Annotated in this window: 12 protein-coding genes; 3 read left to right on the plus strand and 9 right to left on the minus strand. The window is 65.6% G+C overall.

Features of this window, described 5'->3' with window-relative positions; all coding sequences use genetic code 11:
* Positions 1-15 precede the first annotated feature (15 nt).
* Positions 16-1,449 carry a wax ester/triacylglycerol synthase family O-acyltransferase gene (locus ACIA48_RS28400; RefSeq protein WP_396739335.1) on the plus strand — a complete coding sequence of 478 codons (1,434 nt, stop codon included), beginning with the start codon at positions 16-18 and terminating at the stop codon, positions 1,447-1,449.
* Between the two features lies 1 nt (position 1,450).
* Here the strand turns inward: ACIA48_RS28400 and fadD12 are convergent, their stop codons facing one another.
* Positions 1,451-2,995 carry an acyl-CoA ligase FadD12 gene (gene fadD12, locus ACIA48_RS28405; RefSeq protein WP_396739532.1) on the minus strand — a complete coding sequence of 515 codons (1,545 nt, stop codon included), beginning with the start codon at positions 2,993-2,995 and terminating at the stop codon, positions 1,451-1,453.
* Positions 2,996-3,058: 63 nt separating this feature from the next.
* Positions 3,059-3,859, minus strand: a complete 801-nt coding sequence (locus ACIA48_RS28410; RefSeq protein ID WP_396739337.1) for a lysophospholipid acyltransferase family protein — start codon at positions 3,857-3,859, stop codon at positions 3,059-3,061.
* Positions 3,860-3,957: 98 nt separating this feature from the next.
* On the opposite strand from ACIA48_RS28410, the gene ACIA48_RS28415 reads away from it, so the two are divergent.
* Positions 3,958-5,034, plus strand: a complete 1,077-nt coding sequence (locus ACIA48_RS28415) for an NAD-dependent epimerase/dehydratase family protein (protein ID WP_396739339.1) — start codon at positions 3,958-3,960, stop codon at positions 5,032-5,034.
* Positions 5,035-5,051: 17 nt separating this feature from the next.
* On the plus strand, positions 5,052-5,879 hold the full coding sequence (locus tag ACIA48_RS28420) for an SDR family NAD(P)-dependent oxidoreductase (protein ID WP_396739341.1): 828 nt from the start codon (positions 5,052-5,054) through the stop codon (positions 5,877-5,879).
* A gap of 13 nt (positions 5,880-5,892) precedes the next feature.
* Here the strand turns inward: ACIA48_RS28420 and ACIA48_RS28425 are convergent, their stop codons facing one another.
* The 7 genes from ACIA48_RS28425 to ACIA48_RS28455 all read right to left on the minus strand — a co-directional run bounded on the left by ACIA48_RS28425 (position 5,893) and on the right by ACIA48_RS28455 (position 14,935).
* Positions 5,893-6,699, minus strand: a complete 807-nt coding sequence (locus tag ACIA48_RS28425) for an SDR family NAD(P)-dependent oxidoreductase (RefSeq protein ID WP_396739343.1) — start codon at positions 6,697-6,699, stop codon at positions 5,893-5,895.
* A gap of 9 nt (positions 6,700-6,708) precedes the next feature.
* A complete protein-coding gene (locus ACIA48_RS28430; protein WP_396739345.1) occupies positions 6,709-9,114 on the minus strand; it encodes a CoA transferase in 2,406 nt (801 codons plus the stop codon).
* 4 nt (positions 9,115-9,118) lie between these two features.
* Positions 9,119-10,087: an enoyl-CoA hydratase/isomerase family protein gene (locus ACIA48_RS28435; RefSeq protein ID WP_396739347.1), complete on the minus strand. Its 969-nt coding sequence runs from the start codon at positions 10,085-10,087 to the stop codon at positions 9,119-9,121.
* A gap of 10 nt (positions 10,088-10,097) precedes the next feature.
* Positions 10,098-11,234 (minus strand): M24 family metallopeptidase, encoded by a 1,137-nt coding sequence (locus ACIA48_RS28440; protein ID WP_396739349.1) that lies wholly within the window; start codon positions 11,232-11,234, stop codon positions 10,098-10,100.
* 3 nt (positions 11,235-11,237) lie between these two features.
* The gene (locus ACIA48_RS28445; protein WP_396739533.1) at positions 11,238-12,413 is read right to left on the minus strand and encodes a M24 family metallopeptidase; all 1,176 of its coding nucleotides are present in this window, start codon (positions 12,411-12,413) and stop codon (positions 11,238-11,240) included.
* Between the two features lie 71 nt (positions 12,414-12,484).
* The gene (locus tag ACIA48_RS28450) at positions 12,485-13,657 is read right to left on the minus strand and encodes an amidohydrolase family protein (RefSeq protein WP_396739351.1); all 1,173 of its coding nucleotides are present in this window, start codon (positions 13,655-13,657) and stop codon (positions 12,485-12,487) included.
* Between the two features lie 42 nt (positions 13,658-13,699).
* Positions 13,700-14,935: a cytochrome P450 gene (locus ACIA48_RS28455; protein ID WP_396739353.1), complete on the minus strand. Its 1,236-nt coding sequence runs from the start codon at positions 14,933-14,935 to the stop codon at positions 13,700-13,702.
* Between the last annotated feature and the right edge of the window lie 7 nt (positions 14,936-14,942).

Consider the following 14,942-nt stretch of genomic DNA (forward strand, 5'->3'; position numbering starts at 1 on the left):
CCCCAGGGGGTGGATTTGAAGCGTCTCAACGGTATGGACGCCATGCTGTTGTACAGCGAGACGCCGAATCTGCACACGCACACCCTGAAGGTCGCGGTCATCCACGCCGCCGACTATCCGGGCGAGTTCACGTTCGACGTCTTCCGCAGAACCGTCGCGCGTCGGCTACACCTGCTTGATCCGCTGCGCTACCGGTTGATCGACATCCCATGGAAACTGCACCACCCGATGTGGATGGAAGACTGCCCGGTCGACCTGGACTATCACCTGCGCCGCGTGCAGGTGCCCGCGCCCGGCGGCCGCCGCGAACTCGACGAGGTGATCGGCCAGATCGCGAGCACGCCGCTGGACCGCAGCCGTCCGCTGTGGGAGTTCCATTTCGCCGAAGGCATGGCCGATGACCGTTTCGCCCTCATCGGCAAGGTGCACCACACCCTGGCTGACGGCGTGGCGTCGGCCAATCTGCTCGCCCGGCTCATGGACCTGGCCGGCTCTGCTGCCGACGAACACGACGACTACCTCGTCTGTGAAGAACCATCGACGTCCGAGCTACTGCAAGCGGCGGGCCGCGACCATATGGCGCATGTCGCGATGCTGCCCCGGCTCGCGCGCGACGCCGTCGGGGGGATCTCGCGGCTACGGCGACGCGCCAAGGAGCGCACCGACCATCCCGACTTGGCGAAGATGTTCAAGACACCGCCGACGTTCCTCAACCACGTGATCTCCCCGGGGCGGACATTCGCCACCGCGTCGTTGTCATTGGCCGAAGTCAAGGAGACGTCCAAGGCGCTGGCTGTGACATTCAACGACATCGTGCTGGCCACCGCCGCGGGCGGCCTGCGTGAGTTGCTCCTGCGTTACGACGGACGCGCGGACCGTCCACTCATGGCGTCGGTGCCGGTGAGTACCGACCTATCGCCGGACCGCGTGACCGGCAACGAGATCGGTGGGCTCTCTGTGTCGTTGCCCATCCATATCGACGATCCGCTCGAGCGCGTGCGGCTGACGTCATTGTCGACCGCCCGCGCCAAGGAGGACTACAACCTTCTCGGCCCCAAACTGCAGGGCCAGATGATGGAATACCTGCCGCCTGCGTTGACCCCGGCACTGTTCCGGTGGCAAGCCAAGCGCGCCGCACACAACCCACTGATGAACGTTGCGGTATCGAGTGTTCCCGGTCCGCGCGAGAACGGCCACATCGGTGGCGCGCCGGTCAGTGAGATCTACTCCATCGGAGTGCTCTCACCCGGCAGCGCCTTCAACATGACGGTGTGGAGTTACGTCGATCAGGTGGACATCTCGATCCTGTCCGACGACCAGACGTTCAACGACATTCACGAAGCCACCGACGCGATGATCCACGGGCTTAACGAAATCCGTTCGGCCGCGGGGCTGCCGGCTCTGAGCACCGTAGACACGGCGATGGCGCCCGCACCCGCGGCCGGCTAGGTCACGAGTTGCGCAGCTCGTTGCGCAGGATCTTGCCGGTACTGCCGCGGGGTAACTCGTCGAGCACCGTGATCTCGCGCGGCACTTTGTAATTCGCGAGGTTCTCGCGGACGTGCTGTTTGAGGGAGTCCGGTGACGCCGACGCGCCCGCCTCGAGCACCACGAACGCGATGAGGCGCTGCCCGTACTGCTCGTCGTCGACGCCGAGCACCGCGGCCTCGGCCACCTCGTCGTGCGCGGCGAGCATCTTCTCGACCTCGATGGGGTAGACATTCTCGCCACCCGAAACGATCATCTCGTCATCACGGCCGACCACGAAAAGTCGACCTTCGGCATCGAGGTAGCCCACGTCCCCCGATGACATGAAGCCGTCGTGGAAGTCTTTGGTCTTACCCGACGTATAGCCGTCGAAGAGAGTGCCGCTACGAACGAAGATCCGCCCGGTCTCACCGGTAGGCACTTCGTTGAAGGCGTCGTCGAAGATACGGATTTCAGTGCCGTCAGCTGGTTTCCCCGCCGTGTCAGGTGCAGCACGCAGGTCCACAGGCGTCGCGGTCGCGATCATTCCCGCTTCGGTGGCGTTGTAGTTGTTGTAAATCACGTCACCGAACTGGTCCATGAACTTGATGACGACATCGGGCCTCATACGTGAGCCCGACGCGGTGGCGAAGCGTAATGACTTGCCGCTGTAGCGGTTGCGCACGTCATCCGGCAGATCCATGATGCGGTCGAACATGACCGGCACGACGGCAAGACCCGTGGCGTCGTAACGATCGATGAGGTCCAGCGTCGCTTCTGGATCGAACTTGCGACGCGTGACGATCGGGCAGGCCAGCAGCGCCGCGAACAGCAGCTGCGAGAACCCCCACGCGTGGAACGTCGGCGCGACGATGACGATGGGCTCCTCAGCGCGCCACGGCGTGCGGTCCAGCACCGCCTTGAGGTCGCCCGCACCGCCGCTGCCCGCAGAACGCTTGGCTCCCTTAGGTGTTCCCGTCGTCCCCGAGGTGAGCAGGATGATGTCGCTCTTGCGCTCTGCGGGCTGGGGCCGTTGACCGCCGTGGCGTTCGATCAGCTTGTCGACGGTCAGTGGGGCGTCGGTGCTGTCGGTCCAGGCCAGGATGCGCGTGGTATCGGGCCTGCCTTCCAGCGCCCGGTCGACGATGGCCTCGAACTCCTCGTCGTAGATGACGATGTCGGCGCCCTCGCGTTCGACAACCTCGGCCATCGCGGGACCCGCGAAGGAAGTGTTGAGCAGCAGGACGTCGGAGCCGATACGGTTGGCCCCCACCAGCGCCTCGATGAATCCGCGGTGGTTGCGGCACATCACGGCAATGGTTTTCGGAGTTCCCCCGGCCAGGGATTGAAGCGCCGCGGCGAGGGCGTCGGAGCGATCGTCGAGCTGCTTCCAGGTGAGGGTGCCGCGCTCGTCGATCAGCCCCGGGCTGTCTGGGCAGCGCTGAGCGGCAGTCGCGAAACCGGAGGTGGCCGTCATTCCGACCCGGCGCACCGCGGCACCCATCCGCAGATAGCGGTCGGGACGCATCGGTGCGATCAGTCGTGCGCGCCAGAGTGTTTGAAGGAGTCCCAGAGTGTCGGCCACGATCCGTTAGCCAAGCACAGGAAAGCGGCGTTCGCGGGCGAGTTCGTCGAGCGCCTTCTGCATCACGGCCCGGACGTGGAGATCGACCATCTCGATGTCGGGGTTCTCACCGAACTCGGCCGCGATGTCGATGGGCTCTAGGACACGGGTAACGATCTTCGACGGCAGCGGGACATTCGGCGGGAAGAACACCGACAGACCGAACGGAAACCCGACGCTGATCGGCAGAATCTCGGCGCGCAGTCGGTTGAGACCCAACCGCCGGGCGATCGAGTCGCCGCGCGCGAGGAACAGTTGAGTCTCCTGCGCGCCGATCGAGACCATCGGCACGATCGGCACCCCGGACTCGATTGCCGTCCTGACGTATCCCTTGCGGCCGTTGAAGTCGACGACGTTCTCGGTGAAGGTCGGGCGATACGAGTCGAAGTCGCCGCCGGGGAACACCAGCACCACGGCGCCGTCGCGCAGCGCCTGGGCGGCGTTCTCACGGTTCGCCTCGATGACGCCGGCGCGGTGCAGCAGGTCGCCGACCGGCCCGACGAAGATCATGTCGTGGCCGAGCGTGTAGACGGGACGGTCGAAGCCGAACTCGTTGTAGAACTCCGGGGCGAACACCAGCACGTCGGGAGTGAACATGCCGCCGGAGTGGTTGGAGACCACCAGCGCGCCGCCCGCGGCCGGCATCCGATCCAGATCGCGCACCTCGGCGCGGAAGTAGCGCTTGATGAGTGGGCCAACCCGGCTCACGATCTGCCGCGTGAGATCGGGATCCCACTTGGCGACCTTCTTCTCCGCCCCGTCACTCATGATCTCTTTGTTCCCAACTTTGTGCCCCGCTACCCGGCCGGGCCCGAGCAGTAGTACTCTCCGAAAAAGAGAATAACATATCCGCAGGTAGGAGACATATGTCTGACACCGTGCTCGTCACCGGCGGCTTTGGCCTGGTGGGATCGGAAACCGTGCGGAGGCTGGCGGCCGACGGCCGCCGCGTGGTGGTGGCCGACCTGGAGACACCGGCCAACGTCAAGGCCTCGTCCAAGCTCCCCCGCGGCGTCGAGTACCGGTGGACCGATCTCACGGACGCCGAGCAGGTTCAGCGGCTGGTCTCCGAAACCGACCCGTCCGCGATCATCCACCTCGCCGCGATCATCGCCCCGGCGATTTACCGCATCCCCAAGGTGGCGCGACGAGTCAATGTCGATGCAACGGCGACCCTCGTCCGCATTGCCGAGGCGCAACCGAATCCGCCACGGTTCGTCCACGCGTCCAGCAATGCGGTGTTCGGTCCGCGCAATCCGCACCTCACTCCCCTGCCCCTGACAACCGACGACCCAATGCGGCCTGTCGACATCTACAGCGGAACTAAGGCCGAGGCCGAGGAGATCGTCCAGTCGTCGAGCCTGGAATGGGTGGTGCTGCGGTTCGGCGGCGTGCTCAGTGCCGACATGTCGGCGCTGCCGCTGAGTGCCGATGCGATGCTCTTCGCGAGCGCGCTGCCGAGCGACAACAGGGTGCAGACCGTCGACGTGCGTGATGTCGCATCGGCGTGTGCCGCGGCGACCACTGCGGACGCCGCAGGCGAGGTCCTCCTGATCGCCGGTGACGAGTCACACCGCCGTTGCTACGGCGACCTCGCGCCGGCCCTCGTCGAGGCGTTGGGCATGCCGGGCGCGATACCGCCCGGGCGTCCCGGCAACCCCGACAGCGAGGCCGACTGGTTCGTGACGGACTGGATGGACACCACGCGCGCGCAGGAGGCGCTGCAGTTCCAGCACTACTCGTGGTCGGACATGATGGCCGAACTCACCACCATGTTCGGCTGGAAGCGCCATCCGGCGCGACTGATCGTGCCGGTCGTACGCGCGGTGATGACACGCAAAGGCGCGTACTGGAAGGCGCCGGGCATCTATGCCGATCCGTGGGGCGTCATTCGCGCTAAATTGGGTGATCCATCGTGGGATCGGCCGAACGGACAACGCTGACCGCATAGGGTCGCGCCGTGGACACTTTCCAAGGGCGCACAGCAGTCATCACCGGAGGGGCGAGCGGAATCGGCTTCGCCACCGCGCAGGAGTTTGCGCGCCGCGGTGCCCGCCTGATGCTCGCTGACATCAACGAAGCCGGCCTGCAGGACGCGGTGTCGACGCTGCGTGACGACGGCGTCGACGTGCACGGCGTGCTGTGTGACACCCGCAAGCTCGACGACGTCGTCCACCTCGCCGACGAGGCGTTCCGGGTGTTCGGCACCGTGCACGTGGTGTTCAACAATGCGGGCATCGCCTACGCGGGGCCGATTGCGGAGACCAGCCACGACGACTGGCGCTTCGTGATCGACGTCGACCTGTGGGGCCCCATCCACGGCGTCGAGGCGTTCCTGCCGCGGATGATCGCGCAGGCCGACGACAGCCACATCGTTTTCACGTCGTCGTTCGCCGGACTCATCCCCAATGTGGGTCTCGGCCCGTACTGCGTCGCGAAATACGGCGTCGTCGCGCTGGCGGAAACGTTGTCACGGGAGGTGCGCGCCAACGGAATCGGAGTTTCGGTGCTCTGCCCGATGATCGTGGACACCGGCTTGATGGCCAACAGTCAGGCGGTCCGGAGCTCGGACTTCGGTCCCGGGTCGGAGCCTCCGCAGGACCTGCCGACGGGCGCGACCGACCCGGAGGTGCGGGCCGAGGATGTCGCGCGGCTGACGGCCGATGCGATCCTCGCCAACCGTCTCTACGTCATCCCGCACCAGGCGTCGCGTCCTTCGATCCAGCGCAGGTTCGAGCGCATCGACCGCGCCTTCGACGAACAGATCGCCGAGGGCTGGACGCACTAGTCAACGACACTGTTTAGCCAGGCCCCAGTTGGTACTCGCCAGTCTGCGGGTGGTGATACCACCCACTCGCGGCCTGCGTGCCACCGTCGACGTGGATGGTCTGTCCGGTGATGTAGCTCGACATGTCGGAAGCGAGAAATACTGCGGCACCGGCCATCTCATCGACGTGACCGGGCCGGCTCATCGGAATGCCTGGGGCATCGGCGTCCTGCATGCTGCCCCCAGACAGCGCGATAATTCCCTCGGTCAGCGTCAGATCGGGGGCCAGCGCGTTGACGCGAATGTGGTGGTTCGCCAGCTCGAGGGCCGCAGTCTTGGTGTAGTTGATGACGCCGGCCTTCGCCGCGGCGTACGCCGCGTAGCCCGGTGCCGCACGGGCACCTTCGATCGACGTGACGTTGATGACGCTGCCGGGTAGGCCGGCGGACACCAGACGCCGTGACACCCGCTGGGTGCACAGCAGCACATGGCGAAGGTTGCTCTTGTACAGCGCATCCCAGCCGTTCTCAGTGGTGTCCAGCAGCGGCGATTTGAACACTCCTCCCGCGTTGTTCACCAGGATCGACACCTCGCCGAGCTCGTCGACGGTGCGCTGCAGGGCCGCGTCGACCTGGTCGCTGTCGCGCACATCGACCACGAGGCCCAGCACGCCAAGACCTTCCGCGGTCGCTGCACAGGTGTCGGCGTCACGTTCCCAGATCGCGACCGAGGCGCCGAACGCCGCCATTCCCGCGGCGATGCCGCGCCCGATGCCCGCTCCCCCACCGGTCACCACCGCGACGCGGCCGGTGAGCAGAATGTTCGACGGATCGATGGCCACCGATCGAGGCTAGCCCGTCTTCGCCTTGCTGGGTCCCATCGCCGGCGCATTTCCGATCACGCCCTGGGCCTCGAGCTCGTCGATCTCCTCGTCGGTGAGTCCGAGCTCCGACAGCACTTCGTAATTGTGCTGACCGAGCAGCGGCGCGGGTTCGGTGTGGACGCGCTCCGGGCCGCGCGAGAACGTGAACGGCAGAGTGCTGTGCGGCGTGCGGGCATTGACCGGGTGGCCGACGTCCTCGAAGAAGCCACGGGCAGCCAGTTGCGGAATCTCGGTCTGGCGGTGCGGCTGCATGACCTTGGCCACCGGCACACCGTGCTGCCACAGGGAGTCGACGATGTCGTCGCCGGTGCGATCGGCGCACCACGCGGCGAGGTGCTCGTCGATGGCGTCGTGACGGGCGCGCCGGCCATCGGCGGTGCTCAGCTCCGGGTCGGCGGCCCAGTCGTCGCGCCCGACGGCCTCGCACAGTCCCGACCATTGCGGCTCGGTCGCGACGGCGACCGCAACCCAGCAGTCGGGGCGGTCGAACTCGTCGATCTCGTTGGTGCGGTAGAGGTTCTGCGGTGCCGCGGTCGGTCCGCGATTGCCGTCGCGCTCCAGCAACGCACCGTACGCGGAGTACTCGATGAGCTGTTCGGCAGCAACGCTCAGCGCGGCGTCGACCATCGCCGCCTCGACGAGCATTCCCTGACCCGTGTTCCGCCTGTGTTCCAGCGCCACCAACAAGGCATTGAGGGCATGAATACCCGCGTTCGGATCGCCGACCGAGTACGGCTCATACGGGTTGCGGTCGGGATAACCCGTGAGCCAGCTAATCCCGGACGCCGCCTCGATCACGTATGCGAAGGCCGGGTTGTCCCGCCAGGGACCGTCTAGACCGAAGCCGGGCATCCGCAGCATGACGACATCCGGTCGAATCGCCTGCACGGCAGCGAAATCGAGGCCGATCTGATCGATCACGCGGGGGGTGAAGTTCTCGACGATCACGTCGCAGGTCGCGATGAGGCGGTTGAGTACACCGCGCCCGGCGGCGCTCTGCAGGTCGAGCGTCACCGCCTTCTTGTTCGTGTTGAGCCCCGAGAAGATCGGCGACTTCTCCCACCACTGCTCCTCGGTGACGGGGATGCCTGCGATCAGCCGGGTGCCGTCGGGCCGCCGCGTCGACTCCACGTGGATGACTTCGGCGCCCAGCATTGCGAGAATGTGTGTGCACGACGGCCCCGCCCAGAAGGTCGTCATGTCGAGTACGCGCAGGCCCTGGAACGGCAGTCCCCTCGAGAGAACCTCGCTTTCGCGAGCCGAAACACCATCTTGAGTGCGATAACGCTCCGTGTGTTCGCCCAGCCGCGGCGCCGACTCTGGCGGGCGCAGCACCGAGGGTGTCGTTCGATAGGGATGCCCGGGCTGGGAGAATCCATCGCGCGGGTTGACTACAAACGACCCGCGCTCGACGAAATGGTCGAGGCCGGTGATGTTGGCGCCGTTGGCCACCGGGGCGTTGGGAATCCGAAACGCGGTAGCCAGATCTCTGATCTCGTCCACGGTCTGACTCTCGACCCAGGCGTACAGCGCCTCGGACTTCTCGTTCGCCTGTTCGGTGATGGACAGCGGGGAGTCTTCGTCGATCCAGTCTTGGTGTCCGGTCATCGCGCACAGGTCGAACCACTGCTGCGCGGTGCCGCAGCCGATGTCGATGAGACCGTCCTTGGCTCGGGCGATCCCGGGCACTGTCAGTCGTCTGGCGTCGCGCCACGGCCTGCCCAACATCTCGTAGTAGGCCACCGGATAGTAGGTGAGGCCGAGGATCTGGGTCTCCAGCATCGACACGTCGACGAGTTCGGCACCGCCGCGTAACCGTGACGCCAGTGTCGCGGCGCTCGCGTAGGCACCGGCCAGATACTCCCCGACCTGTCCGCCGACGTAGACGGGTGCGCGGTCGGCGGACCCGCGACCGAGTCCGACGATGCCACCGGACCACGCCTGCAGTGTGAACTCCGTTGCGGGACGGTCAGACCAGGGGCCATCGAGCCCGAACGGGGTGATAGCGGTGACGGTCAGGTGTGGGTGTGCGGACAGAATCGCGGCGGGTGTGAGCACCGCATGTTCGGCGACGAGCGAACCGCGCGACCACACGACCGCGTCGGCGCCATCGAGCAACGCGTTGACGTAGTCGATGTCGGCGTCCGGGTCGGCGACGACGCTGTGCTTCGAGCACGCCAGAAAACTGAACAACGCACCGTCGTCGCCCGGTGCGATCTCGGCACCGGAAGCCGACCATCGGCGCAGCGGATCGCCCTCGGGCGGTTCGACTTTGACGACGGTGGCGCCTGCGTCGGCCAGCAGCTTGGTGCAGTAGGCGCCCGCGATGCCGACCGAAAGGTCGACGACGGTGTAGCCGTTCAACGGCCCCACGCTGCTACTTGTCCTTGTTGCGGTTCGACTTGCTCAGCCGGAAGTCCGGCGGGAACTTACTGTCGTTGTCGTTGACCGCAGCGGCCAGTCCGCTGTCGATCGACTCCATCATGTCCAGGTCGTCCTGATCGTCGTTGGCGACACCGCTACCCATGGATTCGAAGAACGCGGACAGCAGACTGCCCATGTACTCACCCTGGTGCTGCTTGTAGACCTCGAAGAAGATCTTCTGCTGGAAGACGGTGTCGACGGGCCGATTTCGCGCGCAGGCCCGCGCATACTTGTCGACCTCGGCCTCGAGCTGGTCGCGTGTCACGACCTTGTTCAGGAAGTTGCAGTCGTACATCTCGGCGGCGGTGAACGGCCGTCCGGTGAAGACCATCTCCTGGAACTTGCGCAGTCCCATCATCTGGATCCACGTCCACATCCGCGGTCCCCAGCCGTAATAGCGGAACGAGGGATGTCCGAACAGCGCGTCGTCTGAGGAGATCACGAGATCGGCATCGGCACACTGGTAGAAGTGCCAGCCGTAGCAGTAGCCCTTGGCCTCGACGATGCTGATCTTCTTCAATTCCTGCAGCGGCCGGTTGCCTGCCTGCACATTCGCGTACCACGCGCTGATCGTCGCCCCGCTGCGGAACGTGCCCGACGGCGGATAGTTGACCTCGCCGACCCCGTCGTCCTCCAGTCGCAACTCGGCCAGTCGCAGGTCGGTGTTGTCGTAGCCCTCCATGAACTCAGGAAGGTCGGCGCCGCTGCCGAGGTTGTCACCGACGCCGCGGATCACGACGACCTTGACGTCGTTGTCGACGGTCGCCGCGCGCAGCAGGTCGGCGTAGCGCAGCCGCGCCATCGACGTCGGCGCGTTCAGGTACTCGGGACGGTTGAAGGTGATCGTGGCGATCTTGGTCTTCGGGTCCTTGTCGTAGAGAATGAGCTCTTCGGGAGTAGGGCGACTACCGTTGTCGGACATTGGCTCTCCTCTAGCTGATTCCGGCGGCGGCCTGAGCCGGTGAGGGACTGGCCGTGAGTACTTCGGGTCCCGTCTCGGTGATGAGCACGGCGTCGCGTCGGAACACCGCACCGACACCTGACTCCCATACATAGGCCGTGACGGCCAATACCGTGCCCGGATCCAGGCGTTCATCGGCAGATGTCTTCGCCAGATCCGGTGAGATCACCGGCGGATCGAAGCCGAGCCCCAGACCGTGTGCGACGGGAATCGGCGGCAGCGCCTCACCTGCGGCGTCGTATGAGGCGAGCAGATCCCCCGCCGATGCGCCGGGTCGGCACGCGTCGACCAGCCTCTCCCACAGCTCATTTGACCGGCCAAAGAGCGCGTCCGCGCCGGGAACGTCACCGACCGGCCACGTCCTGCCGACCTCACCCACGTATCCATCGGCGAGCGCGCCTGCGGCGAAGGCCACCAGGTCGCCCTCGGCTATCTTGCGATCGCGCCGACCGACGCGCCACGTGTGGTCTCCCGACGTGATCCACGCGCCGTCCTGAGTCGCGGAGGTGCTGTACCCGCCCGCGGTCATCGCCTCCATGAGGACGCCGTTGAGCGCCTGTTCGGTGGTGCCCACCGTGAGCGCCGACACCGCTGCCGCGAGGCCACGCTCGGCGACGTCGAGTGCACCCCGTAGAACCCGTATCTCGTCGGGCGTCTTGGTCCGGCGCGCGGCCTTCATCGCCACCTCGGCATCGACGAATTCTGCGGTGGGGAACGCGATCGGCAGCAGCTGCGCGAACGACGGTGACATGGCGTCGGTCCCGACGCGCCGCGCCGTCGCCGCACCGTCGATGCCCTTCAGCACCTCGATAATGGTCATCGGGTTCCAGGCCAGTCCGTAGAGATGGTCGTGGCCGATCTCCTCGGGCATGCCCTCATCCCACGTGCTGTTGAGGTGGATCTCTCCGGTGGCGCGCACCAGGACACAGATCGGCGCGAAAGGCCGGGTGCCCGCGACCCAGAGTTGCGGCGCACCAGTCACATAACGGACGTTGGCCTGGCGCCCCAGCACCAGGACGTCGAGATCGTGGGCGTCCATCGCAGCGATGGCGCGCTCACGGCGGCCGGTGCGCAGAGCGAGGTCGTCGGGGACGATTTCTTCAGCCATGGGTCAACTCAGTCCGTAGGGCGTGTAGGGGTAATCAGTGATGGACTGGTAGCCGTCCTCGGTGATGACCACGATCTCCTCAGCGCGGTAGCCGCCGGTGCCGTCCTCCCAGACGACGGGCTCGAGTACGAGCAGCATGCCCGCGGGGAACACGAAGTTGTCGTCGAACTGCTCACCGAGATCCGTTCCGATCATGGGCATTTCGGCGGCGTTGGTGCCGATACCGTGGCCGAGGTAGAAGTGCGGCAGCCACGGCTTGGTGCCGCCGTTGGCGGCGATGGCCGCGCGTGCCAGGTCACCGGCGGTGGCGCCGGCCTTGGTCACGGCGAGCACGGCGTCGAGAATCGACCGCCACTTGGCGAAGTTCGCGTTCTGTTCGGGCGTCGGATCCTCCCCCACCACCCAAGTGCGGCCCCAATCGGAGCAGTATCCCTCGAAGGTGATGCTGATATCGGTCCACAGCACGTCGCCCTTGGCCAACGGTTTCTCCGTGGGCAACAACGGCAACGCCAGATCACCGGTGGTGGTCCACACCGCACCGCTGCTGCGGGTTGTCGGCATCACCTGCCAGATGGCTTCGATCATGTTCGTCGTCGCACCGAGTTCGAAGGCCCGCCGGACGAATCGCGCCGAGAGGTCCATCTGGCTCACGCCGGGGGCGACCAATGGCTGGACGTCGACGAGGGCCTGCTCGGTGATACGGCAGGCACTTCTGACAGCGGCGATCTGGTCCACGGTCTTGACCAGCTTGGCCGGGCCCACGACGAGTGCAGCATCCGTCGGTGGACCGGCGGGGAACAGTGTTCCCGCGGCGCGTCGCATCGCGCCGGTGAGCTCGTCGACTGCGACGGAGGCACCCGGTGGGACTAGGCCCGCGAGCACCTTCGCGAAATGCTCGACGCCCTCGTCGAATTCGAGGTACAGCGGACCGTGGACGTGGTCCGCGGGAACCTCTGTGTCGAATGCGCTGCCCTCGGCGAACGGCATGTACAGGTGGGGATGCTCATCGTCGGCGAGCACGATCGCGACCGGACGCTCGACGTGCGATAGGCCCGCGTCCAACAGCGGCCAGCTGGCGCCGGTCGCGTACACCACGTTGCCGTTGCCGAGCAGAATGAGCGCATCGACGCCCTTGTCCTTCATGGAGGCTCGTAGCCGAGCCCCGCATTCGCGGTACATCCTGGCGCGGTCGGGCAGATCCGGGATGTCGAGCAGCGACGAAGACCCTGTCGAGCCTAAGGACACCGTCGTCACGAGATTCCCAGGAAGTTCTTGATGTTGTTGCTGACGATCTTCACCGCGTCCTCCGCGCCCACCGCCTCGACGACCGACGCCAGCGACTTCTCGGAATAGCCGAAGGTGCTCTCGTTGTGCGGATAGTCCGAGGACCACATCACGTTGTCGACGCCGATGCGGTCGATCAGCTGCAGACCAAGCGGGTCGACCATGAACGATGCGCTCATGTGGTGGGCCCAGTAGTGGTGGACGTCGTGTTCGAGCTGGTGGTTGAACATGTGCCGGTAGGAGGCCAGCATGTGCTCAGCATCCTGCAGAGCGGTTGGCACCCAAGCGATCCCGCCCTCGAACCAGCCGATCTTCAACGACGGGTGACGGTCGAGAATGCCGGAGAACACGTACTTGGCGAACTGCTCGCGGAATGAGTCGACGTTGACCATCATGCCGACGACGACGCTGTTGTGCTGACACGGCGTCTTGGGCGGGGTCTCACCGATGTGGTGGCTGACCGGGATGCCCGATGCTTCGATCTCGTCCCAGACGGCGTCCATGTCGGTGCTGCCGTAGTCGTAGATGTTGCCCTCGTCGTCCTTGCCGGGGTTCAGCGGGAGCAGGAACGTCTTCAGGCCCAACGACTTCAGCTCTTCGAGCGTGCTGCGGGTGCCCTTGGGGTCCCACCAGTTGATCAGGCCGACGCCATAGAAGTGGCCGTTGGAGCGTTCCTGCAGATCGGCGATGTGCTCGTTGTAGATCCGGAACACGCGCTCGCGCAGCGACTTGTCGGGATAGTGGAACAGCGCCAACACCGCGTTAGGGAAGGCCAGCTCCTTGTCGATACCGTCCTCTTTGAGCTCCCGAATGCGGGCCTCGATGTTGTTCGACGCGGCACCGGCGAGGTCGTCGTACTGCATGAGCACGCGGCCGAAATCACCGCCGGTCCAGGCCTTGCCCTTCATGCCGACCATGTATGCGCCGTCCTCGTACCAGATACGGGGGGCCGCGCCCTTGAGCTCTTCGGGGAAGCGCTCGTAGAAGATGTCGTCGGCGACGGAGATGTGGTTGTCGGCGGAGAAGATCTCGGTGCCTTTGGGGAGCCCAGTCAGGCCGTCCGCTGAGGCGTGGCCCTGTCGGTTCTTGGGGGCGCCGAAACCTTCTGGTGGATAGAGGGTAGCTGTTGGGGTGGACATCGTTTGGTACTCCAATCGGGCTGTGGGGCGGGCTGTTCGGTGCTAGAAGGTCACCGGAAGTTCATAGACGCCGTAGGCGAGTCGGTCGTGTTTGAAGGGCACCTCGTCGAACGGGATCGCCAGCTTGAGCGTCGGGATGCGGCGCAGCAGCGTGTGAAACACAATCTGCAGTTCGGCGCGCGCGAGTTGCTGACCGACGCACTGATGTCTGCCGTAGCCGAAGCCGAGCTGCTGACCGGCGTCACGTGTGAAGTCGAGCCGGTCGGGTTCGGGGTAGGCGGCTGCGTCCCAGTTCGCCGGGGCCAGGTCGATGATGATGCCCTCGCCCGCGCGAATGGTCTCGCCGGCGATCTCGATGTCGTCGATGGCCACCCTGCGCTGGCCGTTCTGAATGATCGACAGGTAGCGCATCAGCTCTTCGGCCGCGTTGGCAATGAACTTCGGATCGTCAGAATCGCGAAGCAGCGCAGCCTGTTCGGGGTTCTCCAGGAGAGCCAGCACGCCGATCCCGATCATGTTCGCGGTCGTCTCGTGGCCGGCGATCAACAGACCTGTGCCCAGCTGCGCAGCCTCCTTGACGCTGATCTCGCCCGCGGTCACCCGTTCAGCCAGGTCGGAAACCGCGTCCTCGGAAGGGTTCTCCATCTTCTTCTCGACCAGATCGATCAGGTACTTGTGAAGGCTCATCGCCCCCTTCTGGCCTTCTTCCGCGGATGCGTAGCGGGCCAGCCCGACGTTGGCATGGTGCTGGAAGAACTCGTGGTCCTCATAGGGGACGCCGAGCATCTCGCTGATCACCTTCGTCGGCACCGGCAGCGCGAGTTTGGCCACTATGTCGGCGGGTTGCGGCCCCGCGAGGATCTGGTCGATGCACTCGTCGGTGACTTCCTGGATGGCGGTACGCAAAGCCTCGACACGCTTGAAGGTGAACGGCTTTGACAGCATCCGCCGAAACCGGGTGTGCTCTTCGGCGTCGGAGGTGAACACCGACCGCGGCCGCTTGTTCACCGTCGACAGCATGTGCTCGTTCCAGTGCGGGAATCCGTCACGCCGGTCGTCGACGCTGACGCGCGAATCCGAGAACAGCGCCCGCGCCACCTCGTGACCGGTGATCAGCCACGGCGTGGTGCCGTTCCAGATCCGCACCCGCGACAGCGGCTTGGCCTCGCCCATCTCGAGCATCGGCAGCGGCGGCGCGAACGGGCACCGAGCTTCCCGTTCCATCGGGTACTCGGGGACGTCTGCCGAAACGTGTTCGGTGGCAAGGGTGTCTGACATGAATTCT

The organism is Mycobacterium sp. NPDC051804 (assembly GCF_044452905.1).
Taxonomy (GTDB): domain Bacteria; phylum Actinomycetota; class Actinomycetes; order Mycobacteriales; family Mycobacteriaceae; genus Mycobacterium.

Coding starts and splice junctions, on each gene's coding strand:
- fadD12 (WP_396739532.1), bottom strand. CDS start 2,995: ATGCGTCCCGACCGCTATCTGCGGATGGGTGCCGCGGTGCGCCGGGTC.
- ACIA48_RS28455 (WP_396739353.1), bottom strand. CDS start 14,935: ATGTCAGACACCCTTGCCACCGAACACGTTTCGGCAGACGTCCCCGAG.
- ACIA48_RS28410 (WP_396739337.1), bottom strand. CDS start 3,859: ATGAGTGACGGGGCGGAGAAGAAGGTCGCCAAGTGGGATCCCGATCTC.
- ACIA48_RS28415 (WP_396739339.1), top strand. CDS start 3,958: ATGTCTGACACCGTGCTCGTCACCGGCGGCTTTGGCCTGGTGGGATCG.
- ACIA48_RS28450 (WP_396739351.1), bottom strand. CDS start 13,657: ATGTCCACCCCAACAGCTACCCTCTATCCACCAGAAGGTTTCGGCGCC.
- ACIA48_RS28440 (WP_396739349.1), bottom strand. CDS start 11,234: ATGGCTGAAGAAATCGTCCCCGACGACCTCGCTCTGCGCACCGGCCGC.
- ACIA48_RS28445 (WP_396739533.1), bottom strand. CDS start 12,413: ATGTACCGCGAATGCGGGGCTCGGCTACGAGCCTCCATGAAGGACAAG.
- ACIA48_RS28435 (WP_396739347.1), bottom strand. CDS start 10,087: ATGTCCGACAACGGTAGTCGCCCTACTCCCGAAGAGCTCATTCTCTAC.